The sequence below is a fragment of the Bradyrhizobium sp. Ken51 genome, assembly GCF_055807435.1.
The window spans coordinates 1-24,537 of record NZ_JBVVPB010000047.1 but is presented as its reverse complement, the minus strand read 5'-3'; the positions used below and the strand labels follow the sequence as shown (position 1 = coordinate 24,537).

Sequence of the window (24,537 nt, the reverse complement as noted above, 5' to 3'; positions counted from 1 at the left end):
CGTTTCCAGAAGAGGCCACCTCATGAAGCATTTCACGCTGCCGGTTTCGCCGAAGACCGTTCACTGGGGCTATTTCTCCAAAAAGGTCGCGCCGGCCGTGACGCTGCGCTCGGGCGACCGCGCCACCATCGAGACGCTGACCCACCACGCCAACGATGATTACGAGCGCATGATCCAAGGCGATCCCGGCGCCGAGAGCGTGTTCCAGTGGACGCGCGAGCACAAGGCCGTCGCGCGGCGCGGTTCGGGCCCGACGGAAGGCCCGTTCATCCGCGGCGCAGGCGAGGGGATCGGCGTGCATCTCCTCACTGGTCCGGTCGCGATCGAAGGCGCCGAGCCCGGCGATATCCTCGAAGTGCGCATCCTCGATATCAGGCCGCGGCCGAGCTGCAGCGCCTGTCATGCCGGGCGCTGCTTCGGCTCCAACGTCGCCGCGAACTGGGGGTTTCACTATCACGATCTGATCGAGGAGCCGAAGCCGCGCGAGGTCGTCACCATCTTCGAGCTCGACACGTCAGGCGAGCCCTGCGCCAAGGCCGTCTACAATTACGTCTGGACGCCGCAGACCGATCCTGACGGCATCGTGCATCCGACCATCGATTATCCCGGCGTGCGCGTCGATCACGCCACCATCAGGAAGCGCGAGAACATCCTCGCAAGCGTCAAGGTGCCGGCACGGCTGCATTTCGGCACCATGGGGCTCGCACCGTCGGAGGCCGATTTCGTCAGCTCGATCCCGCCGGGCTATACTGGCGGCAATATCGATGACTGGCGCATCGGCAAGGGAGCGCGGATGTTCTATCCGGTCGCGGTCCCCGGCGCCTATTTCTCGGTCGGCGATCCCCACGCCGCGCAAGGTGACAGCGAGCTTGGCGGCACCGCGATCGAGACCTCGCTGACTGGCGATTTCGAGTTCGTCCTGCACAAGAAGGCCGATCTTGCCGGCACCAGCCTCGAAGGTCTCGACCATCCGATGCTGGAGACCGATCAGGCCTGGTCGTTCTACGGCTTCACCTATCCGAACTACCTCGCCGCGCTCGGCGCCCATGCACAAACCGAGATTGCCAATCACTCGAGTCTCGACCGCGCGATGCGCGATGCGTTCCGCAAGCTCAGGAGGTTCCTGATGACCGTGCACGGTTTGAGCGAGGACGAGGCGATCTCGCTGCTATCGGTCGGCGCCGATTTCGGCGTCACCCAGGTGGTCGACGCCAATTGGGGCGTACACGGCACGATCCGCAAGAACATCTTTCGGTGCGACTGATGTGCCGTAGCCCGGAGGGAGCGAAGCGTAATCCGGGTTTGTCACGGCGGACTCAGAAGGCCCCGGATTACGCTTCGCTCCATCCGGGCTACGCATCGTGCTCGACGTTGATATCCCGCTCTAACACTCTGAAGAACAGCTCGTTTCCAGGATGAGCGCGTGACCAAAAACCGTCATTTGCGGCCCGTCGCTGCGACGGATGACCGCGTGCGTCTGGCACAGAGGTTGCTTCGATCCACTGCAATCTGGGTCGATCCGATGAGCTTCCGTCCCTTCACGAGCGAGTCCTACGCGCAAGACGACCGCCCCGAAGCCTGGCGGGACGTGCTGGCCGCGGTCGGCCTGCAGCCGGCGGCGGGCCATTCCTTCCTCGACGGGCACGCAACGGCGTCGCATCGCCACGCCGCAGGCGTCGCGCTGACGCGCATGGCGGCCGGCGCCCAGACCATTGGTCCGCGCACGCAGGCCAACGAAGACCTGCCGATTGCGCTGATGCCGGTCGAAGACGGCATGGTGCTCAAGAGCGCCGGCGGCCATCGCATCGTTCCGGTCGGTCATCTCGTGCTGCTGCCGCGGAGCGGGGACTGGAGCATCGTGTTCCAGCGCGACATGCGCGCCATCGTGCTGTCGGTGACGTCGGAGGCGCTGCACGGCCGCCTCTCGGGTAGGCCGCGGCTCGGCGAACCCAGGGTTGTTCCGCCCAGCGGCTTTGCCGACGTCTTCGCGCGCTTGATGGACGCGACTGCGCGCACGCTCGACACGCTGAGCGATGCCGAATGGAATGCGGTCACGCAGTCGCTCGTCGATCTCCTGCTGACACTCGCCCATCAATTGGCGGCTTCGACATCCGACGCCGGATCGAGTGCGACGCAGTCGGCACTGCTGCACCGGATCTGCCAGACCATCGAACGCCGCCTCGACGATCCCGAACTGGTGCCGGCGCGCGTCGCGCAGGCGGAAGGGATTTCCGAGCGCTATCTGCAAAAGCTGTTCGAGACCGTCGGCGACAACTTTACTCACTACGTGCGCGAGCGGAGGCTGCAGCGCGCCTGGGCCGATCTGTCCAATCCGTCCGAGTCGCATCGCTCGATCTCGGAGATCGCCTACGCCTATGGCTTTGGCGATTCCGCGCATTTCAGCCGCGCCTTCCGCCATCGCTTCGGACTGCCGCCGCGCGAGTTTCGCCAGCAGGAGGCGGAGCGGGCGACGACGCAGCAGGGGATAGCCGGTCAGCGCGGCTGGCCGCAGGATGCGCTGGCCCAGCTTCGCGTGCACCAGGCGAGCGCCGAGGCGCGCGGCCATCTCGCTCCTACCGACATCGATGAGCCGAGAACGGCCGAACGCAAGCATCATCATCTTCCGATCGAAGCCAACCGTGTTCATTGGGGATATTTCAGTCGCGCGCTACAACCGCAGATCGAGATCAATTCGGGTGATACCGTCACGATCGAAACGCTGACGCAGCACGCCTCCGACGATCCTGAGCTGATGATCGCGGGCGATGCGGCCGCCGAAGGCGTATTCGGTTGGACCAAGGCGAGGAAGAACGTCGATCGCCGCGGCGCAGGTCCGATGGATGCCAGCATATTCGGGCGCGGCGCCGGCGAAGGCTTTGGCGTGCACATCTGTACGGGGCCTGTGTCGGTGAAGGACGCCCAGCCCGGCGACGTGCTGGAAGTGCGGATCCTCGACATCGTACCGCGCACAAGTCGTCATCCGAAACATTCAGGCCGCGTGTTCGGCTCCTCGGTCGCGGCCTGGTGGGGCTATCATTACGACGAATTTCTTTCAGGGCCGAAGCCGCGCGAGGTCGTGACGATCTACGAGATCTTCGACGACACCGATGCGCCGCATGCCCGCGCGCTGTATTCCTACCGCTGGGAGCCGCAGACCGACCCGTTTGGAGTGGTGCACCCCACCTATGACTATCCCGGCGTTCCGGTCTTGCCCGGCACGGTAAAGCGCCGCCACGCCGTGCTCGACGGCATCCGCATTCCCTTGCGCCCGCATTTCGGCGTGATCGCGGTGGCGCCGCGCGAGGTCGATTTCATCGACTCCGTGCCGCCGTCCTATTTCGGCGGCAATCTCGACAATTGGCGCTTGGGGAAGGGGGCGACCGTCTATCTTCCGGTCTCCGTTCCCGGCGCATTGCTGTCGGTCGGCGATCCCCATGCCACGCAAGGTGACGGCGAATTGAGCGGCACCGCGATTGAATGCTCGATGACCGGAACCTTCGAGGTGATCCTGCACAAGAAGGCCGACCTCGGCGGTCAGCCGTTCGCCGATCTCTCTTATCCCCTGATCGAGACCGAGTCCGATTGGGTCCTGACCGGATTCAGCCATCCCAACTACCTCGCCGAGTTCGGCGCGCAGGGCCAGAGCGAGGTCTACGCAAAGTCCTCGCTCGACCTCGCCATGAAAGATGCGTTTCGCAAGATGCGACGCTTCCTGATGAACGTGAAGGGCCTGAGCGAGGACGAGGCGATCGCGCTGATGTCGGCCGCGGTCGACTTCGGCGTCACGCAGGTGGTCGACGGCAATTGGGGCGTGCACGCGATCATCAGCAAGCGCCTGTTTCAGAACGCGCCTTAAACCGAAGGATACCCAGTGAAATTCCACATGATCAGCGGCGGACCGAAGCCGGTCGCGCCCTTCAGCCACGCGGTGGAGACCGACGGTTTTGTCTTCGTCACCGGCCAAATGCCGGACACGCCGCAAACACCGGGCGTGTTGCCCGACGGCATCGTCGCACAGACGAGGGCGGTGATGGAGAACCTGAAAGTTGTTTTGGCGGGCGTCGACCTCGGTCTCGAGCACGTCGTGATGACACGCATCTATCTCACGCGTTTCAAGGAAGACTACACCGCGATGAACGAGATCTATCGCGAATTCTTCGCGCCCGGACGGCTGCCGGCCCGCACCTGCGTCGGCGTCACCGGACTTGCCTATGACGCACTGATCGAGATCGACCTGGTGTGCCGTCGGCCGTCAGACGACAGTCCGTAGCCCGGATGGAGCGCAGCGCAATCCGGGATTCGTTCCGCGGAGACAGGGCCCCCGGATCACGCTGCGCTCCATCCGGGCTACAAGACCTTGCGTCGCCCGACGGGCAAAACACCCAAACGACAGGTCAATCCGCTCGCGCGAAAATATTCGCCTTTACAGAAATTCTGATTTATCGCATCTTGTCGGCACCTCACCCCGGTCAGAGGGGCGTATCGCGATCGTCACGAAACGTGGGGTGAGCTGCGGTGGACGCGGGCAGCATCGGCGCGAAGGGCCTCGCAGGGCGGGAAACCGTGAGCGAAGGCGTCGCGCACACGACCGGTGTGGCTCGCGTACGGCAAAACCGTGTCGTCCTGACGCCCGGGGTCTGTGCGTCAAGTCTTGTGGTGATGTCGCTGCCCGACCGGGCACGCAGCATCAGCCATCCACAAGGCGACGGGGGCAATAGTGCATCGCTCCCCGGGGAGAGCTCGGCATAAGCCGTCAACCACTGCGCAGGGAAGGCCGTGTGTTGGGCTTCACCTGTATGCCGCTGCAGCCTCTTGTAGTGCAACCTTCGCACAGTGGACCGTGGGTGCCAGCCGGCACCCGGTCTTCCCTGCGCCCTCTGACGAGGAGGGTGTACGAGACGAAGCAAAGCTCGGGCGAGCCAAGCCGCGAGGACGCGAAGCTGTGGCCGCGACGCAGAATGGGAGTTGTTGGCGATCGTCGATGCCGCTTGCTCCGTCATTGCGAGCGCAGCGAAGCAATCCAAAATCCTCCATGGTAGGGATCTGGACGGCTTCGTCGCAAGAGCTCCTCGCAATGACGTGGAGAGAGCGGGCGCCTCCACCTCGGTCTTGTGCCCGGGACGCAGCCCAGCGCTCCTTCAGCGGTGCGCTGCTGAGCCGGAGCCGATGCCACAGCGTGTGTGCGACTTCCTGGCTCCTGGCTCCCGGCTCGGCGCTTCGCTTGTCCGGGACCCTCCATTTCGTCTCAAATTGCAACCCGCGCGTGCAAGAAGTCTTGGTCGGCCGCGATTTAGAAGTGATCAAGCGCTTGAACGCAGACTTCAGCCGCCTCGACTAATCGCTGATGCCAAAGGATCAGTGGAACGTGATCAAGCCTCCTCTTCCTGAAGTACCAAGATGGTGCTTTAGTGCTTTCCGTGAACCTGTCACCCCGAAACGCGCCATCGGCGCTGCGATACCGACTTGCGCCTGACCCCGCCGCCAAGGCCGCGCTGGAGGCGACGTTCAGAGCCTATGACCGCATGATGGAGATCCTGGACGAGGTGGCGCGGAGCCATAACGTGGGTTCCAACGTCGTCCTGCTGCATGCTCATGCCTATGAGCCAATCCGCAAACAGACCGCGCTGCCCTCGCGGCTGGTGACGCTGGGCCTGCGCGACCGCGCCGACTATCGCGCGGCCCAGGGGCGCCGCCTACCGCTCGACGACAAGCTTGCCAAGATCAAAGGTCCAGCCACCATTTCGATTGCCACCGTGCAAGGGCGCTTCAGCGTGCCCTTCGACTACGCCGGCTATGCCGAGGGCTGGGGCCAGAGCGTGCCCGCGCACCTGATCCGCACCGACGACGGTTTCGAAGTTCACTACGGCGTCACGCCGAACAATCTGCCAGAGGAGGAGAACGCCATGGATACCATCGCTGCCGCTCCCGAGAATTTCCTGTCGCGGGTCGGACGCCTGATCGCCGGGATTGCCTACGACGCGATCGAGCAGGCCGAAGGCAAGAACAAGCTTGGGGTGGTCGGACAGGCCATCCGCGAGATCGAGCGCGCCGAGGCCGAGGCGCGAGATGCGCTCGCGTCTGCGCGGGCCGAAGAATATCGCCTCAACGCGCGCCGCACCGAGATCGAGCGCGAGATGACCGATCTCGCTCCAAAGATCGAGGGCGCGATCGCTGATAGCCGCGACGATCTCGCCCGCTCGGGCATCGCGCGGCAGATGGATCTGGAGGCCCAGTTCGAGGTGCTCTCCCGCGCCATCGACGAGAACAACGAAAAGATCGAGCAGTGCGTGACGTCTCTGCGTGCCGTTCTCTCCGCGCTCCAGGACGCCGAACTGCGCCGCGCCGACCTCGAAAAGAGCGAGGCGGCCGCAAGTCACCAGGCCTCGACTTCACTGCGGAAGCCCGGCGGCACCTCGGCGGCGGCCAAGGCGCTGCGTGCGGGCAGGGCGGTGGCGCGCGCCACCGGCGTTCCGGCATCCATCCCGTTCTCGAGCGACATCGACGAGCTCAGCACGTTGCATCGCGACAAGGAGATTGCAGCGAGGCTGGCCCGGTTGAAGTCGCGCTCCTGAGACCTGTGTCATGAGCGCACTGCTCGAACATGTCATGTCGCCCGAGGTCAGGCCGTTCGCGATCGCGGCGGCCATGATCCTCATTGTCGGCTCGATCGAAGTGGTCTCGATGCTGGTCGGGGCCTCCCTGAGCGAAATGCTCGGCACCACCATCGATTTCGGTCATCCCAGCGACAATGGCGTCGTCAACGCCATCTCCTGGATCAATCTCGGCGGCGTGCCGCTGCTGATTTTCCTGCTGTTGCTGCTCGGTGCCTTCTCAATCACCGGCTTCCTGATCCAGGACATCGCGCGGATGGTGGCCGGTCCCTTACCAGCGACGGTCGCCTCGGTAGGGGCGGTCGTCGTCTCGGTTCCGCTCGTTCGCGCCACCAGCCGCGCCATCGCGCGGGCCATTCCCAAAGACGAAAGCTATGCGGTCGGCCTCGGCGATCTCGTCGGCCGCGTCGGCGAGGTCGTCATTGGTCCGCTCGACCAGGGACCGCCCGGCCGCGTCAGCGTCGCCGACGTTCACGGTAACCGGCATTTCGTCTGGGCGGTTGCCGCACCGTCATCGTCGACCCTGCCGCAGGGAACCATAGTCCTGCTGGTCGATCGCGCCGGCACCCGCTTCGTGGCGGTGAAGGCCGACGATGAACTCAAGCCGTCCAAACCCACTCTAAGCAGCTAGCAGTCATTTATTAATTGGAGAACATCATGTTCGACATCGCAGTCCCGGCCATGATCGGCGTCGCGCTGATCGTCGTCCTCGGGATCGTCTTCACCATTCTCTACAAGCGCGCCACCCGCGACGAGGCCTTCGTGCGCACCGGCCTCGGCGGCAAGAAGGTCGTGCTCGACGGCGGCGCCATGATCCTGCCGATCTTCCACTCCTATGCCAGCGTCAATTTAAAGACGCTGCGACTGACCGTCGAGCGCAAGGAGCGGGAATCCCTGATCACCAGGGATCGCTTGCGCGTCGATATCGTCGCCGAATTCTACGTGCGCGTTCGCCCGGACGATGAGAGCATCGCGCTGGCGAGCCAGACGCTGGGCGCGCTGACCAACGACGCCGAGGCGCTGCGCAACCAGGTCGAGGCGAAATTTGTCGACGGTCTGCGTTCGGTGGCGGCCACCATGAGTATCCTCGAGCTCCAGGAGAAGCGCTCCGACTTCGTCAAGCACGTGCAGGCCACGGTCGAGTCCGACGTGAAATCGAACGGCCTCGAGCTTGAATCGGTGTCCCTGACCAAACTCGACCAGACCGACGTCAAATTCTTCAATCCGGAGAATTTCTTCGACGCTGAAGGTCTCACCCAATTGAAGACGGTCACCGAGACTCGTCGCCGCGACCGCAACGCCATTGTGCGCGACAACGAGGTAGCGATCGCACAGAAGGACCTCGAGGCGCGGCAGCAGACCCTGACGATCGAGCGGACCAAGAAGGAGGCCGAACTGTCGCAGGAGCGCGACATCGCCAACAAAACTGCGAGCACCCGCGCCGAGGTCGCAACCGCGACCCAAACCGCGCGCCTGACCGAGGAGAATGCCCGCATCGATACCGACCGGGCGGTCGCCGAGAAGGAGGCGGGCGCCAAGCAGGTGAAGGAAACCGCAGTGATCGAATCTGACCTGGCGATCAACAAGCGCAAGACCGATGCGCAGCGCGAGATCCAGATCGCCACCCAGGAGAACGAGATCCAGATCGCGTCCAAGAGCAAGCAGACCTCGGAAGCCGTGACCGAAGCCAAGACGGCCGAAGCGGTCGCCGTTTCCGCGGAAGAAAAGGTCGTGACCGCCCGCGCCGTCGAGGTTGCCGATCGTGCCCGTCTCACCCAGGTGCTCGCCGCGCGCACCGAGGCCGAGCGAAAATCCACCGAGGTGATCGTGGCGGCCGAAGCCGAGAAGAAGGCCGCGCTCGATCGCGCCGAGGCCACCAAGACGCTGGCCACCGCCGAAGCCGAGTCCAACAAGATCAAGGCGGTTGGCGTCAGGAATATCGGCGAGGCCGAGGCCGCCATCATCACACTCAAGAACGAGGCACAGAACAAGCTGGGGGCCAACGTCATCGACTTCGAACTCGCCAAGAAGCGGATCGAGATCATGCCGTCGGCGCTGGCCGAAATGGTCAAGCCCATCGGAAACCTGAAGGACGTCCGCATCCTCCATACCGGCGGGGCGTTCGGCGGCAATGGCGTCGGCGGAGGCAATGTCGGCTTCGGCGAGGGGCTTGCCGGCGAACTCCTCAAGGTGCACGCGCTGCGTCCGATGATCGACGAGATCCTGCGCCAGAGCGGCTTTGCGCCGGGCGAGGATCCCGTAAAGGCGCTGGTCGGCGCCGTGACGGGGAAGAGCAATGGCGCCGCGGTGCCGGCGCCCGCGCCGGAGACAACAAACCGCGCCGATCTATGAATGCCGGTTCATTGCTGCGGAGAATTCGAATCGATATGAATTGGCTCGTTGCGCGTCTCGCGTCGTGCAACGAGCCGGAGGCGGATCGATCGCGTCTCGAACCTTTCGATTGCGCCTCCGACGAATCCTTCAAGGCAACGCCATTAGTTGCCGCGGCGCCTGCGCCGATCGACGTCAGGCACCGAAAGCCCGTTTCGATCGGGGGAATTTCATATGAAGTATTTTCTGTCTGCACTGATCGCGATCGGCCTATCGATTGCGGCCGCGCCGTCGTTCGCGGCTGACGCCCGGAACGTCACCGTCGTCAACGAGACTGGCTATGCCATCAAATTCCTGGGCTTCAACGCCCCGGACGATGGCATGGACGAATGGGACAACGAGTTGGAGAAGGTTTTGCAGAACCAGGCGAGCACCTATGTCGAGTTCGACGATGATGACGATGGCTGTGTCTGGAACGTCCGCGTCGACTGGCAGAACTATGACGAGACCGTGCTCTGGAAGAACGTCAACCTCTGCAAGTTCACCGCACTCCGGCTGCGCTACGATTCCGGCACCAAGACCACTTCGTTCGTCGCCGAGTAACTTGACCTGAGGTCAGGCGGAGGAGGGGCCATGCCCCCTTCCTCGCCGCAATGTGCCAGATAGCGAATTCGTCCTTTGCAAGCGCAAGCGGCTTTGTTATACGCAGCCGCGCGCGAACGACGGGTTCGCCCTTTTCCTCGGTAGCTCAGCGGTAGAGCATCCGACTGTTAATCGGATGGTCGCTGGTTCGAATCCAGCCCGGGGAGCCAAATTCCGCTTCATCTTCAGTGACTTGCGCCGAGACTCTGATCTGGCGTGCGATCTCGTTGCGGCAAATTCTCAATTAGATGTGTACCGGGGCGAGCCGGCATCCTCCGCGGTGACGCCAAAACGACTCAATTGAAATCGAGCTTCCAAAGACCGGTCCTTTACGGAGCTGATTCCCATGCGAGACATCCAGGTCGACCGTTCCCCGCTGGCTCCCTCCATTCTGCCGGCGGACATCCCCGAACTCAGCGACGACGAATGCCTCGCCTGTCTGGCGCGCGCGGTCGAGACCCACGATTCGGCACGGCTGGATGAAGTCGCCGCATTGATCGGCCGTCTCGCGGTCACGATCGAATAGGCCTCGCCCTCTCGACGTTGCGAGTTGCGGTTGGGCCCGGTTCGCGGGGGCCAAAGCCATGTTGCGTTTTCGCAAGGCCTGTTCCAAAGATGCCGCCAACTTTCGTCCGCGGCATCGTCCGCCTTGCAGGGTCCGCAAATGTCCGTTTTCTCGACGGCGCGCCTAAAAATGGTCGATGGCCAGGTGCGCACCAGTGACGTCACCGACCGTCGTGTTCTCGACGCCATGCTCACGGTTCCGCGCGAGGCCTTCGTGCCGGCCAGCCGGCAGGCATTGGCGTATCTCGACCTCGATCTCGACGTCAGCGAGGGGGGCGGCAAGCGGTTCCTGATGAAGCCGCAGCTGACCGGCAAGCTGCTCCAGGCCGCCGAGATCGGCGAGGGTGACAACGTGCTGGTCGTCGGCTGCGCCACGGGCTATCTCGCTGCGCTGACCGCCAAGCTCGCCCGCCAGGTCACCGCGACGGAATGCGATTCGGCCCTGGCCAAGAAGGCCAATGACGTCTTCGCCGCCCTCGGGCTCGCCAACGTGGCCTGCAAGGCCGCGGCCTGTACCGAGGGTGATCCCGCTGCTGGCCCCTATGATGTGATCGTCCTCAACGGCGCCACCGAGGTGACGCCGGCAGGGCTGCTCGGGCAGCTCAAGGAGGGTGGGCGCCTGTTGGGGGTTTCGGCCGAATCCAGGCCGCCGCGAGCCATGATCGTGACCCATACCCACGGCGAATTCGGCCATCGGGCGCTGTTCGATGCCGCGGCCCCGGTCCTTCCCGGGCTGGAACGGGCCGCCGCCTTCGTGTTCTGACGGCCGATAGCGGCTTTAGCCCGTTAAAATCCCGTTCTGAATCAGAAGTGTGGCCGGGATGCTGCACGTGAAGAGTTTCCACTGCGGACACCTTTCAGGTAGTTCCGTCGCGCTTGACCGCGTCCTATGTTGCGACGGGGCAACGACTCCACTCGTAGACGGTAACCCAGCTCGCGGGCACGAGCCGGGCGTTAGAATGAACGGAATTTTTGGATGCATGGGGTGAAGCTCTTCACCGGAGCAGCGGTTTCGGTCCTGCTGCTGGCGCTTACCGCGCCTACGCCTGCCTTGGCGGATACGATCGAGGCTGCGCTGGTGCGCGCCTATCAGAACAATCCGCAGCTCAACGCGCAGCGCGCCCAGGCGCGCTCGACCGACGAGAACGTGCCGCAGGCGCTGTCGGGCTACCGCCCCAAGGTCAACGTGACCCTCGGCACCGGCTATCAATATCAGGATATCCAACAGACGCAGAAGGGCCCAACGATCCATAGCAACAACCCCCTTTCCACGCAGCCGCTTCAGCCCAACAGCGCCAGCTTGACGGTCAACCAGACGCTCTACAACGGCAATCAGACCGCCAACAGGACGCGTGCGGCGGAGAGTCAGGTCTCGGGGTCCCGCGAGGCGTTGCGTGTGCTTGAGCAGACGGTCCTGCTGCAGGCTGCCACGACCTACATGGACTTCCTGCGTGATTCGGCGACTCTCGAAGTTCAGCGCAGCAACGTGCGCGTGCTCGAACAGACGCTCAAGCAAACCCGCGATCGCTTCAATGTCGGCGAAGTGACGCGCACGGACGTGGCGCAATCCGAAGCGCAGCTCGCGGCCGGCAGGACCCAGGCCCTGACTGCCGAATCGAATCTCACGACGACGCGCGCGAATTTTCGCCGGATCATCGGCAACGAGCCGACGAACCTGGCACCGGGCTCGCCGGTCGATCGATTTCTGCCCGCGACGCTCGCCTCCGCCGTCGGTCTCAGCCTGGTGGAGAACCCCAACGTCACGGCTTCGATGTTCGGGATCGACGTCAACTATCTCCAGGTCAAGATCAACGAGGGCGCGCTGCTGCCGACGGTCACCGTCCAGGCTGCTGTCAGCACGTCGTACCAGCAGACTCTGAATGTCTTCCGAACGAATACCGCGTCCGCCATCGCGACAGCTTCCATACCGATCTATCAGGGCGGCGCAGAATATTCGCTGATCCGGCAGTCCAAAGAGAACCTGGCGCAGCAGCGCCTGAATCTCGAAACCACCCGCGATCAGACCCGCGCCAACGTCGTGCAGGCCTGGGGGCAGTTGGAAGCCGGCAAGGCGCAGGTACAATCTGCGCAGGCGCAGGTCACGGCCTCCGAGATCGCGCTGAACGGCGTGCGCGAAGAAGCCAAGGCCGGCCAGCGTACCACGCTGGACGTGCTCAACGCGCAGCAGGCGCTGGTGAACGCACGCGTTGCGCTCGTCACTGCCCAGCATGACCGCGTGGTGGCGTCCTATTCGGTGCTCAATGCGGTCGGTCGTCTCGCGCCGCAGGTCCTCGGCCTCAACACCACGGTCTACGATCCCAGCGTTCACTACCAACAGGTTCGCGACAGCTGGGCCGGCGTACGCACGCCAGACGGACGCTAGAGTCCCGTAATCATCCGGTCGGCCTCGCGAATAGCCGAAGCCGACCGGTGCTTTGCTTGCAATCATCAAAATCCCTGACATAGCCTTGCCAAGAAGATGCGGGCCGATTCGCTCTGCATCCGATGCCGTGTGCGTAAAGCATGAGTGCCGAGGGCAGGGGCGCACCGCTGCACGTTGAGCCGTCATCTGGGGACAAGTCGGGCTGCCGCGACGAAAATGTCGGGCCACCCATCCGGAACCGGCCAATCCTGTCGTGCTTGGTGTAAAACAACGCATGCGAGGGCGTTGATGATGTGGAGTCGGAGATGACGCAGCCTGCAAAGGTCACAGAACCCTCGATGGAGGAGATTCTGGCCTCGATCCGGCGCATCATTGCCGACGATGAGGCCAAGCCGCCGCCGGCGGATGCAGCCAAGCCCGAGAAAGCTGCCGCCCCCGCCGCGCCAGCGAAGCCGCAGGCGATCAGCGATATTCCGCCGTCCAAGGTCGCGCCGCCCAAACCGGCCGCCGAGAAGCCCGCACCGACTCCGGCCGCAAAGCCGGCGCCGCCGCCGGCCCCCGCACCCGAGGCGGATGCATCCAACAATCAGGACGATATCGACGCGCTGCTGGCGGGCCTCGACACGGCCACGGCTGCGCCGGAAATCCGCGTTCCCGAGCCAGAGCCCGAACCTGAGCCGGACGTGCTGGAATTGACCGACGATATGGCGCTGGCGATGGAGCCGACGCCACCTCCGCCGCCGCCGAGCTTCCGCAAGGTCGAGCCCCGCGACGATCTCGAATTCGCCGAATCGCCGCCGCCGCGTCCGACGCCGGCATCCTATGCGCCGGTGGATTTCGATGCGCCCCCACTGCCGCCCCAACAGCCGATGCTGGCGCAATCGACGGTCTCCGCGGTCGAATCCGCCTTCAATTCCCTGGCCCACACAGTGCTCAGCAGCAATGCGCGTACGCTGGAGGATCTGGTCAAGGAGATGCTGCGTCCGATGCTGAAATCCTGGCTGGACGACAATTTGCCGGGCCTCGTTGAACGCATCGTGAAGGCCGAAATCGAGCGGGTATCGCGCGGCGGCAGGTAGATCGGGCCGCAGAGCCCTCATAAAGCCCTGCTTGTGCGTCATATTCCGACCGGACCGGAAAGCCCTGTTGCCGCCTGGCTGTCCCTGACCTTTCCGTTGACTTGTCCGTTGACTTGGACCCCGTGCGCGGCTTTCTAACAGCGCCATGATCGAGAAAAATTACCAACCCGCCGATATCGAAGCCCGCATGTCCGTCGTGTGGGAGGACAGCCTTGCCTTCAAGGCCGGCCGCCCCGACCGCCGCGACGCAGTGCCCTTTACCATCGTGATCCCGCCGCCGAATGTGACGGGCTCGCTGCACATGGGCCACGCCCTCAACAACACGCTTCAGGACATCCTGTGCCGCTTCGAGCGCATGCGCGGCCGCGACGTGCTGTGGCAGCCCGGCACCGACCATGCCGGCATCGCCACCCAGATGGTGGTGGAGCGGCAGCTGATGGAGCGCCAGCAGCCCGGACGCCGCGAGATGGGCCGCGAGAAGTTTCTGGAGCGGGTCTGGCAGTGGAAGGCCGAGAGCGGCGACACCATCATCAACCAGCTCAAGCGGCTCGGCGCCTCCTGCGACTGGTCGCGCGAACGCTTCACCATGGACGAGGGCCTGTCCAAGGCCGTGGTCAAGGTGTTCGTCGAGCTGCACCGCGACGGCCTGATCTATAAGGACAAGCGGCTGGTGAACTGGGACACCAAGCTGCTCACCGCGATCTCCGATCTCGAAGTGCAACAGACCGAGGTCAAGGGTAGCCTCTGGTACTTGCGCTATCCGATCGAGGGCACGACGTTCAGCCCCGAGGATCCCTCGAGCTTCATCGTCGTTGCCACCACGCGCCCGGAGACCATGCTCGGCGATACCGGCGTCGCCGTGCATCCCGAAGACGAGCGCTATCAGAAGGTGGTCGGCAAGAACGTGATCCTGCCGCTGGTCGGCCGCAAGATCCAGATCGTCGCCGACGACTATTCCGATCCGGAGAAGGGCTCGGGCGCGGTGAAGGTGACACCGGCGCACGACTTCAACGACTTCGAGGTCGGCAATCGCCACGGCCTCGCCCGGATCAGCGTCATCGACAAGGAAGGTTGCCTCGATCTCCTCGACAACGAGGATTATCTGCGCGACCTGCCGGAAGGTGCCGCGCAGTTCGCCGAGGAGTTCAACAAGCTCGATCGCTTTGCAGCGCGCAAGCGCATCGTCGAGCGGCTGGAATCGTTCGGCTTCGTCGAGCGAATCGAACCGCACACCCACATGGTGCCGCATGGCGACCGCTCCGGCACGGTGATCGAGCCCTATCTGACCGACCAATGGTATGTCGACGCCAAGACGCTGGCGAAGCCCGCGATGGCCGCCGTGCGTTCGGGCGAAACCACCTTCGTGCCGAAGAACTGGGAAAAGACCTATTTCGAGTGGATGGAGAACATCCAGCCCTGGTGCATCTCGCGCCAGCTGTGGTGGGGCCACCAGATCCCGGCCTGGTACGGTCCCGACGGCAAGGTGTTCGTCGCCGAGACCGAGGAGGAGGCCGTCAGCCACGCCCTCGGCTATTACGTCGAGCAGGAAGTCATCACGGTCGAGCAGGGCCGCGAGATGGCGCTCGACCGCAACAAGCGTGATGGCTTCATCACGCGCGACGAAGACGTGCTCGACACCTGGTTCTCCTCGGCGCTGTGGCCGTTCTCGACCCTCGGCTGGCCCGCAGACGCGCCGGAAGTGCAGCGTTACTACCCGACCAACGCGCTGGTGACCGGCTTCGACATCATCTTCTTCTGGGTCGCCCGCATGATGATGATGGGCCTCCACTTCATGAAGGAGGTGCCGTTCTCCACGATCTACATCCACGCCCTCGTCCGCGACGAGAAGGGCGCCAAGATGTCGAAGTCGAAGGGCAACGTCATCGATCCGCTCAGCCTGATCGACCAATATGGTGCCGACGCGCTGCGCTTCACGTTGGCCGCGATGGCCGCACAGGGACGCGACATCAAGCTCGCCACCAGCCGTGTCGAGGGCTATCGCAATTTCGCGACCAAGCTCTGGAATGCGTCGCGCTTCGCGGAGATGAACCACTGCGCCGTGCCCGAGGGTTTCGAGCCGGCCAAGGTCAAGGAGACGCTGAACCGCTGGATCGCGCATGAGAGCGCGCACACCACGCGGGAGGTGACCGAGGCGATCGAGGCCTATCGCTTCAACGACGCCGCCGGCAGCATCTACCGCTTCGTCTGGAACGTCTATTGCGACTGGTATCTCGAGCTCGCAAAACCCGTGCTGCTCGGTCCCGACAGCCCTGCCAAGGCCGAGACCCGCGCCATGGTGGCATGGGCGCGCGACGAGATCCTGAAACTGCTGCACCCCTTCATGCCCTTCATCACCGAGGAGCTGTGGGAGGTGACGGCCAAGCGCGACGGTCTGCTCGCGCTGGCACCGTGGCCGCTGAAGCCGGCCGCACCGACGCCGGAGCAGCTTGCGATGCTCGCGGCGACGACGGGGCCGACAGATGCGCTCGTCTCGCCGGTTTGGGTCCTGCCGATCTTCGACCATGCCGATTTCACCGATCCCGCGGCCGAGGCCGAGATCGGCTGGGTCATCGACCTCGTCACGCAGATCCGTTCGGTGCGCGCCGAGATGAACATCCCGCCGGCAACCCTGACGGCGCTTGTGCTCGCCGGCGCCTCGGCCGAGACGAAGGAGCGCGCGCCGCGCTGGAGCGACGTCATCAAGCGCATGGCGCGGTTGTCGGACATCTCCTTCGCCGACCGTGCGCCCGACGGCGCGGTTCAGCTCCTGGTGCGCGGCGAGGTGGCTGCGCTGCCGCTGAAGGGCGTGATCGACGTCGCCGCCGAGCGCACGCGTCTCGACAAGGAGATCGGCAAAGCCGACGCCGACATCAAGCGCGCCGAGTCCAAGCTGGCGAACGCGAAATTCGTCGCCAACGCGGCCGAGGAGGTGGTCGAGGAGGAGCGCGAGAAGCGCGAGGCTGCGCTCGCCCGCAAGGCCAAGCTGCTCGAGGCGCTGGAGCGGCTCAAGCAGGCGTCCTAAGCTTATTTCGGGAACGGCTTGCTCAAAAACTTCGAGCCCCTGACGCCATAGCGCCAGGGCAGCTCGACGGCTTTGGTGATGCCGATCCGGATTCCGGCCACGACCTCCAAATCCTCCGTCCGCGCATGCAGCGCGATCGGCGGACGGTCCAGCGGCAAGGCATTGTGCACGATGGTGATGCCGAGCGCTTCGGTCAGCTTGCCCGGGCCCGAGCACAACGCGTGCAAATCCTGGAGATGGCGCCGCCGACGCATCGCGGCGATGCCGTGGGTCGGCTCCAGCGCGCGGATCAGCACGGCGCTGGCCGAGCCTTCCTCCTCGCAGACGAAGTTCACGCACCAGTGGATGCCGTAGGAGCGGTAGACATAGGCAAAGCCGGGCGGGCCGAACATCACCTGGTTCCGCGGCGTCGGGCCTCGATAGGAGTGCGCCGCCGGCTCGGTATGATGATAGGCCTCGACTTCGACAATGAGGCCGCCGACGCCATCGACCAGCATGGTCGCACCGATCAGGTCGGGCGCGACCTCGTGGACGCTGCGTGCGAAAAAGGCACGCTTCAGCGCTTTGCCGAGCCGGGGAGTAGAGGTCTTCGAGACTGGAGCCATTCGAGGTGAGAATCGCCAGAGAACAGAGCAGGATATTGCCCATATCTGCCATGTTCCCTGAAGCGGGGCGAGCCGGGTTGCGATGCCCGGCCAGACCGACTAGGTAGGACTTGGTCAGACCGGACACCCCATGGTCGTTATTGTCGATACCATCTCGAACCCGCTGCGCCCACGTCACCCCGAAAAGGTGAATCGGCCCGATTCCGCTTCGCCGCCGAAGCCGGACTGGATCCGCGTACGCGCGCCCAACACCCGCGGCTATGCCGACACCCGCAACATCGTGCGCGCCAACGGCCTGCACACGGTGTGCGAGGAGGCGGGCTGCCCGAATATCGGCGAGTGCTGGGACAAGAAGCACGCGACCTTCATGATCATGGGCGACACCTGCACCCGCGCCTGTGCGTTCTGCAACGTCAAGACCGGCATGCCGAACGCGCTCGACGCGGCCGAGCCGCAGAACGTTGGCGAGGCCGTGGCCAAGCTGGGCCTTGCCCATGTCGTCATCACCTCCGTCGACCGCGACGATCTCGCCGACGGCGGCGCCGCGCATTTCGCCCAGACCATCCGCGCGATCCGCGCCGCGTGCCCCTCGACCACGATCGAGATCCTGACACCGGATTTCTTGCGCAAGGAGGGGGCGCTGGAAATCGTCGTCGCGGCGAAGCCCGACGTGTTCAACCACAATCTCGAGACCGTGCCGTCGTGCTATCTCACGGTGCGGCCGGGCGCGCGCTATTTCCATTCGATCCGGCTGCTGCAGCGGGTCAAGGAGCTCGATCCCACCATCTTCACCAAGTCCGGCATCATGGTCGGCTTGGGGGAAGAGCGCCACGAGGTGCAGCAGGTGATGGACGATCTGCGTTCGGCCGACGTCGATTTCCTGACCATCGGGCAATATCTCCAGCCGACCCGCAAGCATCACGCCGTGATGCGTTACGTGCCGCCGGACGAGTTTTCGTCCTACGAGAAGGTTGCCTACACGAAGGGCTTCCTGATGGTGTCGGCGAGCCCGCTCACCCGTTCGTCGCATCATGCCGGCGAGGATTTTGCGAAACTGAAGGCCGCGCGGGCAGCAAGCGCCCGCTGAATCGCCATGCCCAATTTTTCGAGCAAGCGCCGTGTCGATCACAGCGCGTCCGAGATGTTTGATCTGGTCGCCGACGTCGAGCGCTACCCGGAATTCGTGCCGCTGTGCAGCGCGCTGAAGGTCCGTCAGCGCATGGCGAAACCCGACGGCACCGAGGTGCTGGTCGCGGACATGACGGTGTCGTTCAAGCTGGTCAGGGAATCCTTCACCAGCCGCGTGACGCTCGACCGCGCCAATTTGAAGATCCTGGTCGAATATCTGCAAGGTCCCTTCAGCAATCTGGAAAACCGTTGGACGTTCGAGTCCAAAGGCGAGAGCGTTTGCGACGTCGGCTTCTTCCTTGCCTACGAGTTCAAGAGCCGCATGCTGGCGCTCCTGATGGGCTCGATGTTCGACGCCGCGTTCGCGCGATTTTCCATCGCGTTCGAGAAGCGGGCGGATGCGATCTACGGACGGCGGAAGCTGGCGTCGTCGTAGTGGACGGGCACGCTCTCTCCACCGTCGTTGCGAGGAGCCCTTGCGACGAAGCAATCCAGAATCCCTCCGCGGAGAGACTCTGGATTGCTTCGCTGCGCTCGCAATGACGATGGGGAGGCAGGCGTGCCAAAATTTCAATCCACCGCCTTCACGACATCCGGTGGCTGCGAGGCATAGTACGCTGCGGCCTGCTCGATCTCCTGCGGCGTCATCGCACGCGCGATGTTGCGCATCTGCTGGCTGATGTCGTTACGGCGCTCACCGGTGGCGAAGGCCTGCAGTTGTGCCTTCATGTAGGCCTCGGACTGGCCTTCGAGCCACGGGCTGCCGGTTTTGTTGTCGAGGCTGCCATGGCAGGCGCCGCAGGGCGCGATGCCGCGCATCGGTGCGCCGTAGATCACGATGTTTGGCTTGGGCAATTGCGGCGTCGGATGATAGGCCGGCAGCCGCGGCAGGTAAGCGTAATAGTTCGAGAGATCTGCGATCTCCTGGTCCGTCAAATTGACGGCGAACGGCGACATTACGGCATTGGTGCGCGCGCCCGTGCGGAAATCGTGCAGCTCCTTGTAGATCACGGCAGCATATTGACCCGCAAGATTGGGCGAGTCCGCGCGGCTGACACCCGTCGGGCCATGACAGATCGCGCAGCGCTGCGCCAACGTGGCACCGCGGCCGATCGCCTCCTGGCTCGGGCGCGACAGCGTGTTCGACGTCAGCACGACTCCCGACAGGCGCTTGATCTGCTCCGGCGCAGTCACGCTTGCCGCGCGTTGCGGCACACCGGCCGCGCTGCAGATCGCGTCCCAGACATTGGCGAACTGAACCCAGGGCTGTGCGAAAGGCAGCACGATAAAGCCCGCCATCGCCGTCACGACGAAGAACGCGGCCGTGATGCCGACACTCGTCTTGAAATAACGATTGGTGAGGGTGAAGAGCTCGCGCGCACTCATCACTGCGCTCCCACATAGACGGCGGGCACCGACGTGCCCTCGCTCAGCGCCAGATTCAGGATCGGATAGCCGTAATTGGTGAGGGTCAGCGCGATCATCAGCGCCACCCACAGCGCGTGGGTGTTGAGCGCGACCGGGACCGTTGTGGGCTGGTGCACGGCCAGCGCAAAGCGATAGGGGCCGGCGTCGACCAGCGGCGCACGCATGCCGCGGGCCAGGATAACGATGAACATGATGCCCGACGCCAGCAGGATGAAGCCGCCGATTGCCGAGAGGGTGACCGAGAGGGCCTGCGGCGCGATCGCGGGATCGCCGAAGTCGAAATAGGCCATGCGGCGCGGCATGCCGAGAATGCCGACCCAGTGCCAGGGAAAGGTCGTGACGATCATGCCGATGAACCACAGCCAGAGCTGGGTGCGGATCAGGCGGAGATCGATCAGCTCGCGCCCGGTCAGATGCGGCCACAGATCATAGGCGATCGCAAAATACATGATCACGATGGCGCCGCCGAAGATCAGGTGGAAGTGGCCGGTGATCCACTGCGTGTTGTGGATCGACGCATCGAGCTGATAGCTCATGTTGATGAGGCCGCCGGCGCCGCCGAAGCCGAGCATGACGAAGGAAAAGGCGAGGGCCAGCATCATCGGATTGTCCCAGGGCAGGGCCCTGATCCAGCCGAACATGCCGCGGCCGCCGCGCAGGCGCGCCGCGATCTCGACGGAGGCGCAGATCGTGAACACGGTCAGCAGCGTGGGCAGCGCGACCAGCGCGGTGAAGGCCGAATGAATGAACTTGAAGCCGGCGCCGACCTGCGGATCCGCGAAGGTGTGGTGCATGCCGATCGGCATCGCGACCACCAGGAACAGGATGAAGGAAATCCGCGCCATGCTGTCGGAATAGATGCGGCCGCCGATCGCGCGCGGCACGATTGTGTAATAGGCGATGTAGGTCGGCATCAGCCAGAAATAGACGATGGCGTGCAGCGTCCAGGAGAAGAACACGCGGGCAAGGCCGGCGTCGATGGTGGCCTTCAGCCCGGCCGCGACCGGAATGATCTGCAGCAGCAGCTCGAGCGCGGCGCCGACCGCGGTCCAGGCCCACAGATACGAGCCCGCGACGTTGGCGAACATCGCCAGCGGCACCGGCGCGCCGGGATGGGTCTTGCGCCAGACGCGCAGATTGACTGACATCAGCGCGACCCAGATCCAGGAGCCGACCACGACCAGCACGACGCCGAGATAGTAGAAGACGTTGCCGATCAGCGGCGGATAGAAGGTGTAGAGCACCGAGGCGCGGCCGAGCCCGACCGGGACCATCGCCATGATCGCGCCGACCACAATCAGCCAGAATCCCGCCCAGGCCCAGCGGACGCCGACAAGACGCTGCTCCAGCGCAGACTCGCTGATGGCGTAGCCGAAGCCCATCGCGACCAGGGTCGGGAAGACGTAGCCCATCACCGTGCCGTGCGCGGTCAGCGAGCGGTAATAGAGCTCGGGATTGGACAGCCAGGTGCCGATCGGGCTGCGGATGAACATTTGCCAGGCGCCGAGCGTGAGCGCGATGCCGAACACGGCGAAAGCCAGCCAGAAATGGGCGAGGATGAGCTTTCTATTGACCAACACAGCTCAGCCTCCCGCCACCCTTCGCGCGGTTCGCGAAGTCCGCCTTGTCGATCACCTTGACCTTGCCCCACATGCCCTCGTGGCCGAAGGAGCAAAACTCCTGGCAGGGCATCAGATAGTCGCCGCTCTTGGTAAAGCGCATGAGCTGCTCGGAGATGTAGCCCGGCACCAGCATGGTGTTGACGTTGGTGCCCTGGATCAGGATGCCGTGGACGACGTCGGCGCTGGTGGCGCGCAGGGTGATCGGCGTGTCGACGGGCACCACGATGCAGGCCGGCGTGAAGGAATATTGCTGGCCGATCGCGCGCACGGTCACATTGCCATTGGTTTCCAGCACGCTGCCGAGATTGCTTTCAACGAACTCGCCCGAGAGATGCAGGCGCGAGGGATCGGTGGTCTCGACGCGCGGTTGCGGCATGGTCGCGCGATGGATGCCGGCGAATGCCGCCAGCAACGCCATCATCACGACGATGATCACGGCGATGGTGGCCCAGCGCCGCTCGACGCGGGCTGCGACCTCGGCGCTGGCGCTACCGTTGCTGTGGGCTCCCTCGACGCTCATTGCAGCGAGCCGCGCGGCAGGAACACGAACAGATAGAAGGCGAACCACATCGCGACAACGCAGGCCGTGGCGATGCCCGCGACCACGATCGCACCGGAGGGGCCCTGCGCCACGACCTCTTCGATCGCCTGGTCGGCGGCGGCTGGGCTGGTCGGCGGATCGGAGTTGAACATGGGGCCCTCAGTTCAGCGGTGCCGAGCGCAGCTCGTTGGCCTCGCGCGCCGAGACCGGCGTGCCGCGATTGCCCCAGGCGGTGCGGATGTAGGAGACGACGGCGGCGACCTCGTTGTCGGAGAGGAGGCCGGCGAAGGGCGGCATGCCGTAGGGCATCGGGTTGCCCTTGGTGCCAGGCGGATAGCCGCCATTGAGCACCATGCGGATCGGGTTGACCGCTGACTGCATCTCGATCGATTGGTTGTTCGCAAGTGGCGGCCAGTGCGGCGGCTTGCCCTCGCCCTGGGTGCCATGACAGCTCGCGCAATTCTTGTCGTAGACGGTCTTGCCGAGGCTGATCAGAAGGCTGCTCTCGCTGGTCGGCAGCGCCGAACTCGCGGCCGGCGGAGGCGAGGGCTCCGCGATACCCTTGAGGTAGACCGCCATCGCCCTGGTGTCTTCGTCGTTGAGATATTGCAGGCTGTTGTGCACGACCTCGGCCATCGGGCCGTAGACCACGCCGCGCATGGAGACGCCGGTCTGGAGCAGATCCGTGATGTCCTTGATGCTCCAATCGCCGAGCCCGGCCTCACGGTTTGACGTCAGCGAGGGCGCGTACCAGTTCTGCATCGGGATCAGGCCGCCTTTGAAGGCGTCCGATTGCGAGGTGCCGCCGAGCGCGTTGATCGGCGAATGGCACATGCCGCAATGGCCGAGGCCCTCGACCAGATAGGCGCCGCGATTCCATTCCGCCGATTTTTTCGGATCGGGCTTGAACTCGCCCTCGCTGAAGAACAGCGTGCGCCAGCCGAGGATGAGCTGGCGGTTGTCGTAAGGGAAACGCAATTCGTGCGGCTTGTTCTTCTGGTTCACCGGCGCAACCGAGCGCAGATAGGCGAAGATCGCATTGCTGTCGGCGCGCGTGACCTTGGTGTAGGACGCAAACGGCATCGCCGGGTAGATCAGCCCGCCATCGGGAAAGCGGCCGCTGTGCATGGTCTTGTAGAAGTCGTCGGCACTCCACTTGCCGATGCCAGTCTCCGGATCGGGCGTGATGTTGGAGGTGTACAGCGTGCCGAACGGGGTCGGCATGGCACGGCCGCCGGCAAACAGACGTCCTTCCGGTGCGGTGTGGCAGGCGGTGCAGTCGCCGGCCCGGGCCAGATATTCGCCGCGTGCGATGATGTCGCTTGTCTTGTCCTTGTCCTGCGCTGCTGCTGCCGTGGTGAACGCGGCGAGGGCGAGCAACTCGATGGACAGGAGCTTGATCGAAAATCTGAAGCCCATCATCCGCCTCGTCAGTTGGGCTGGCTACCGCAGCCGAATGGCAGCGCGTAGGTGCCTTTCGGCACGGGGGCTGGGTTCGCGGGGGCAGGCCGCGTCGCAAGCCAGGCTGCGACGGCGGTGACGTCAGCCTCGGTCAGGTGCCCGGCCACGAGCTGCATGCAATCAGGCGATTTCGCGGTGCGGGTGCCATAACGCCAGCCGCCGAGCTGGGCGCTGATGTAGTTGGCGCGCAAGCCCAGCAGGCCGGGGATGCCCGGCTGCATGCCCGTCAGTCCCGGGCCATGACAGCTCACGCAAGCCGGAATGTTGCGGCCGGCATCGCCGCTGGTGGCGAGCAGCTCACCGTGCGCCAGGACGTCCTTGCTCACTTCGCTGGGCGCGGGCTGTGGCAGGGGCGGGTGCTCGCTGGCAAAATATTCCGCCATCGCCTCCAGATAGGGATCGGGCAGGAATTCCAACAAATAATTCATCGGCGGGTATTTGCGCCGGCCGCTGCGGAAGGCGAGGAGCTGGTTGTAGAGATAGCCAGCCGGCTTGCCAGCAAGACGCGGAAAATAGACGTCGCTGGTGCCTTCGCCCTTGTTGCCGTGACAGGGCGTGCAGGCCTCCACCCGCGCCGCCATCGTATCCGGGGGCTGGTTGGCGGGTTGCGCGGCCGCACCATCAAAGGCGCTCAGGATAGCAATGGCGATTGCCGGAGCAGTGAAGCGAGCGAACACGCCGTCGCCCTCCAGAAAACAGGACCGGGTTGATTCCCGGCCGCAACGTAGAGCATCATTATTGCGCCAATAATTTTCCCACGCCAAGTTCAGACAGAAGCCACGACGTTTGGCCGCGGCTGATATCTGCGATCCCGATCGGTTTCGACAAAGTTTGCGTGCTTTTTGAAAACTGGACATAACGCTGCGGCCTCGCGACAGTTCCTGTCCGAGTCTGCGTGTGCGTGTCGCCCTCCTCGTCAGAGGGCGCAGGGAAGGCCGGGTGCCGGCTGGCACCCACGGTCCACTGTGCGAAGGTTGCACTACAAGAGGCTGCACAGCGGCATACAGGTGAAGCCCAACACACGGCCTTCCCTGCGCAGTGGTTTGACGGCTTATGCCGAGCTCTCCCCGGGGAGCGATGCACTATTGCCCCCGTCGCCTTGTGGATGGCTGATGCTGCG

At 64.4% G+C, this 24,537-nt stretch carries 21 protein-coding genes and 1 tRNA gene; 15 read left to right on the top strand and 7 right to left on the bottom strand.

The window, feature by feature from the left end; translation table 11 throughout:
* Nucleotides 1–22: 22 nt before the first annotated feature.
* The 13 genes from AC0L27_RS37900 to AC0L27_RS37840 all read left to right on the top strand — a co-directional run bounded on the left by AC0L27_RS37900 (nucleotide 23) and on the right by AC0L27_RS37840 (nucleotide 16,632).
* A complete protein-coding gene (locus tag AC0L27_RS37900) occupies nucleotides 23–1,264 on the top strand; it encodes an acetamidase/formamidase family protein (protein ID WP_354210335.1) in 1,242 nt (413 codons plus the stop codon).
* Nucleotides 1,265–1,522: 258 nt separating this feature from the next.
* Nucleotides 1,523–3,856, top strand: coding sequence for an acetamidase/formamidase family protein (locus AC0L27_RS37895; protein ID WP_354210369.1), 2,334 nt, complete (start codon nucleotides 1,523–1,525; stop codon nucleotides 3,854–3,856).
* Between the two features lie 15 nt (nucleotides 3,857–3,871).
* On the top strand, nucleotides 3,872–4,270 hold the full coding sequence (locus AC0L27_RS37890; protein ID WP_354210334.1) for a RidA family protein: 399 nt from the start codon (nucleotides 3,872–3,874) through the stop codon (nucleotides 4,268–4,270).
* A 1,138-nt stretch (nucleotides 4,271–5,408) separates the two neighbouring features.
* Nucleotides 5,409–6,572 carry a PspA/IM30 family protein gene (locus tag AC0L27_RS37885; RefSeq protein ID WP_354210332.1) on the top strand — a complete coding sequence of 388 codons (1,164 nt, stop codon included), beginning with the start codon at nucleotides 5,409–5,411 and terminating at the stop codon, nucleotides 6,570–6,572.
* A gap of 10 nt (nucleotides 6,573–6,582) precedes the next feature.
* The gene (locus AC0L27_RS37880; RefSeq protein ID WP_354210331.1) at nucleotides 6,583–7,242 is read left to right on the top strand and encodes an OB-fold-containig protein; all 660 of its coding nucleotides are present in this window, start codon (nucleotides 6,583–6,585) and stop codon (nucleotides 7,240–7,242) included.
* 26 nt (nucleotides 7,243–7,268) lie between these two features.
* Nucleotides 7,269–8,963: a flotillin family protein gene (locus AC0L27_RS37875; protein ID WP_354210330.1), complete on the top strand. Its 1,695-nt coding sequence runs from the start codon at nucleotides 7,269–7,271 to the stop codon at nucleotides 8,961–8,963.
* 213 nt (nucleotides 8,964–9,176) lie between these two features.
* The gene (locus AC0L27_RS37870) at nucleotides 9,177–9,545 is read left to right on the top strand and encodes a hypothetical protein (protein WP_275172595.1); all 369 of its coding nucleotides are present in this window, start codon (nucleotides 9,177–9,179) and stop codon (nucleotides 9,543–9,545) included.
* A gap of 134 nt (nucleotides 9,546–9,679) precedes the next feature.
* Nucleotides 9,680–9,754, top strand: a tRNA-Asn gene (locus AC0L27_RS37865).
* Nucleotides 9,755–9,930: 176 nt separating this feature from the next.
* On the top strand, nucleotides 9,931–10,110 hold the full coding sequence (locus AC0L27_RS37860; RefSeq protein WP_007591158.1) for a hypothetical protein: 180 nt from the start codon (nucleotides 9,931–9,933) through the stop codon (nucleotides 10,108–10,110).
* A 138-nt stretch (nucleotides 10,111–10,248) separates the two neighbouring features.
* Nucleotides 10,249–10,911, top strand: coding sequence for a protein-L-isoaspartate O-methyltransferase family protein (locus tag AC0L27_RS37855; protein WP_275172594.1), 663 nt, complete (start codon nucleotides 10,249–10,251; stop codon nucleotides 10,909–10,911).
* A 213-nt stretch (nucleotides 10,912–11,124) separates the two neighbouring features.
* Entirely contained in the window at nucleotides 11,125–12,531 is a 1,407-nt protein-coding gene (locus tag AC0L27_RS37850; RefSeq protein WP_354210329.1) for a TolC family outer membrane protein, read from the top strand.
* A gap of 305 nt (nucleotides 12,532–12,836) precedes the next feature.
* Nucleotides 12,837–13,610, top strand: coding sequence for a PopZ family protein (locus tag AC0L27_RS37845; protein WP_354210328.1), 774 nt, complete (start codon nucleotides 12,837–12,839; stop codon nucleotides 13,608–13,610).
* Between the two features lie 145 nt (nucleotides 13,611–13,755).
* A complete protein-coding gene (locus tag AC0L27_RS37840; RefSeq protein WP_354210327.1) occupies nucleotides 13,756–16,632 on the top strand; it encodes a valine--tRNA ligase in 2,877 nt (958 codons plus the stop codon).
* A gap of 2 nt (nucleotides 16,633–16,634) precedes the next feature.
* Here the strand turns inward: AC0L27_RS37840 and AC0L27_RS37835 are convergent, their stop codons facing one another.
* Nucleotides 16,635–17,237, bottom strand: a complete 603-nt coding sequence (locus tag AC0L27_RS37835) for a DNA-3-methyladenine glycosylase (RefSeq protein ID WP_275172590.1) — start codon at nucleotides 17,235–17,237, stop codon at nucleotides 16,635–16,637.
* Between the two features lie 130 nt (nucleotides 17,238–17,367).
* Between AC0L27_RS37835 and lipA the strand changes: the two genes are divergently transcribed.
* Nucleotides 17,368–18,324: a lipoyl synthase gene (lipA, locus tag AC0L27_RS37830; protein ID WP_275172589.1), complete on the top strand. Its 957-nt coding sequence runs from the start codon at nucleotides 17,368–17,370 to the stop codon at nucleotides 18,322–18,324.
* Between the two features lie 6 nt (nucleotides 18,325–18,330).
* Nucleotides 18,331–18,801: a type II toxin-antitoxin system RatA family toxin gene (locus AC0L27_RS37825; RefSeq protein ID WP_354210325.1), complete on the top strand. Its 471-nt coding sequence runs from the start codon at nucleotides 18,331–18,333 to the stop codon at nucleotides 18,799–18,801.
* 134 nt (nucleotides 18,802–18,935) lie between these two features.
* Here AC0L27_RS37825 and AC0L27_RS37820 read toward each other — a convergent pair whose 3' ends face one another.
* From AC0L27_RS37820 to AC0L27_RS37795, 6 genes are read right to left on the bottom strand one after another with little or no spacing between them, the layout of a single operon-like run.
* Nucleotides 18,936–19,751, bottom strand: coding sequence for a c-type cytochrome (locus tag AC0L27_RS37820; protein ID WP_354210323.1), 816 nt, complete (start codon nucleotides 19,749–19,751; stop codon nucleotides 18,936–18,938).
* Entirely contained in the window at nucleotides 19,751–21,373 is a 1,623-nt protein-coding gene (locus AC0L27_RS37815; protein ID WP_473322901.1) for a b(o/a)3-type cytochrome-c oxidase subunit 1, read from the bottom strand. The genes AC0L27_RS37820 and AC0L27_RS37815 overlap by 1 nt, the downstream gene beginning before the upstream one ends.
* Nucleotides 21,360–21,935 carry a cupredoxin domain-containing protein gene (locus AC0L27_RS37810; RefSeq protein ID WP_275172585.1) on the bottom strand — a complete coding sequence of 192 codons (576 nt, stop codon included), beginning with the start codon at nucleotides 21,933–21,935 and terminating at the stop codon, nucleotides 21,360–21,362. Before AC0L27_RS37810 ends, AC0L27_RS37815 begins: the two co-directional genes overlap by 14 nt.
* Nucleotides 21,932–22,108, bottom strand: coding sequence for a hypothetical protein (locus tag AC0L27_RS37805; RefSeq protein ID WP_275172584.1), 177 nt, complete (start codon nucleotides 22,106–22,108; stop codon nucleotides 21,932–21,934). The genes AC0L27_RS37810 and AC0L27_RS37805 overlap by 4 nt, the downstream gene beginning before the upstream one ends.
* 7 nt (nucleotides 22,109–22,115) lie before the next feature.
* Entirely contained in the window at nucleotides 22,116–23,375 is a 1,260-nt protein-coding gene (locus tag AC0L27_RS37800; RefSeq protein ID WP_473322917.1) for a cytochrome c, read from the bottom strand.
* A gap of 11 nt (nucleotides 23,376–23,386) precedes the next feature.
* Nucleotides 23,387–24,094, bottom strand: coding sequence for a c-type cytochrome (locus tag AC0L27_RS37795; protein WP_354210320.1), 708 nt, complete (start codon nucleotides 24,092–24,094; stop codon nucleotides 23,387–23,389).
* Nucleotides 24,095–24,537: the final 443 nt, after the last annotated feature.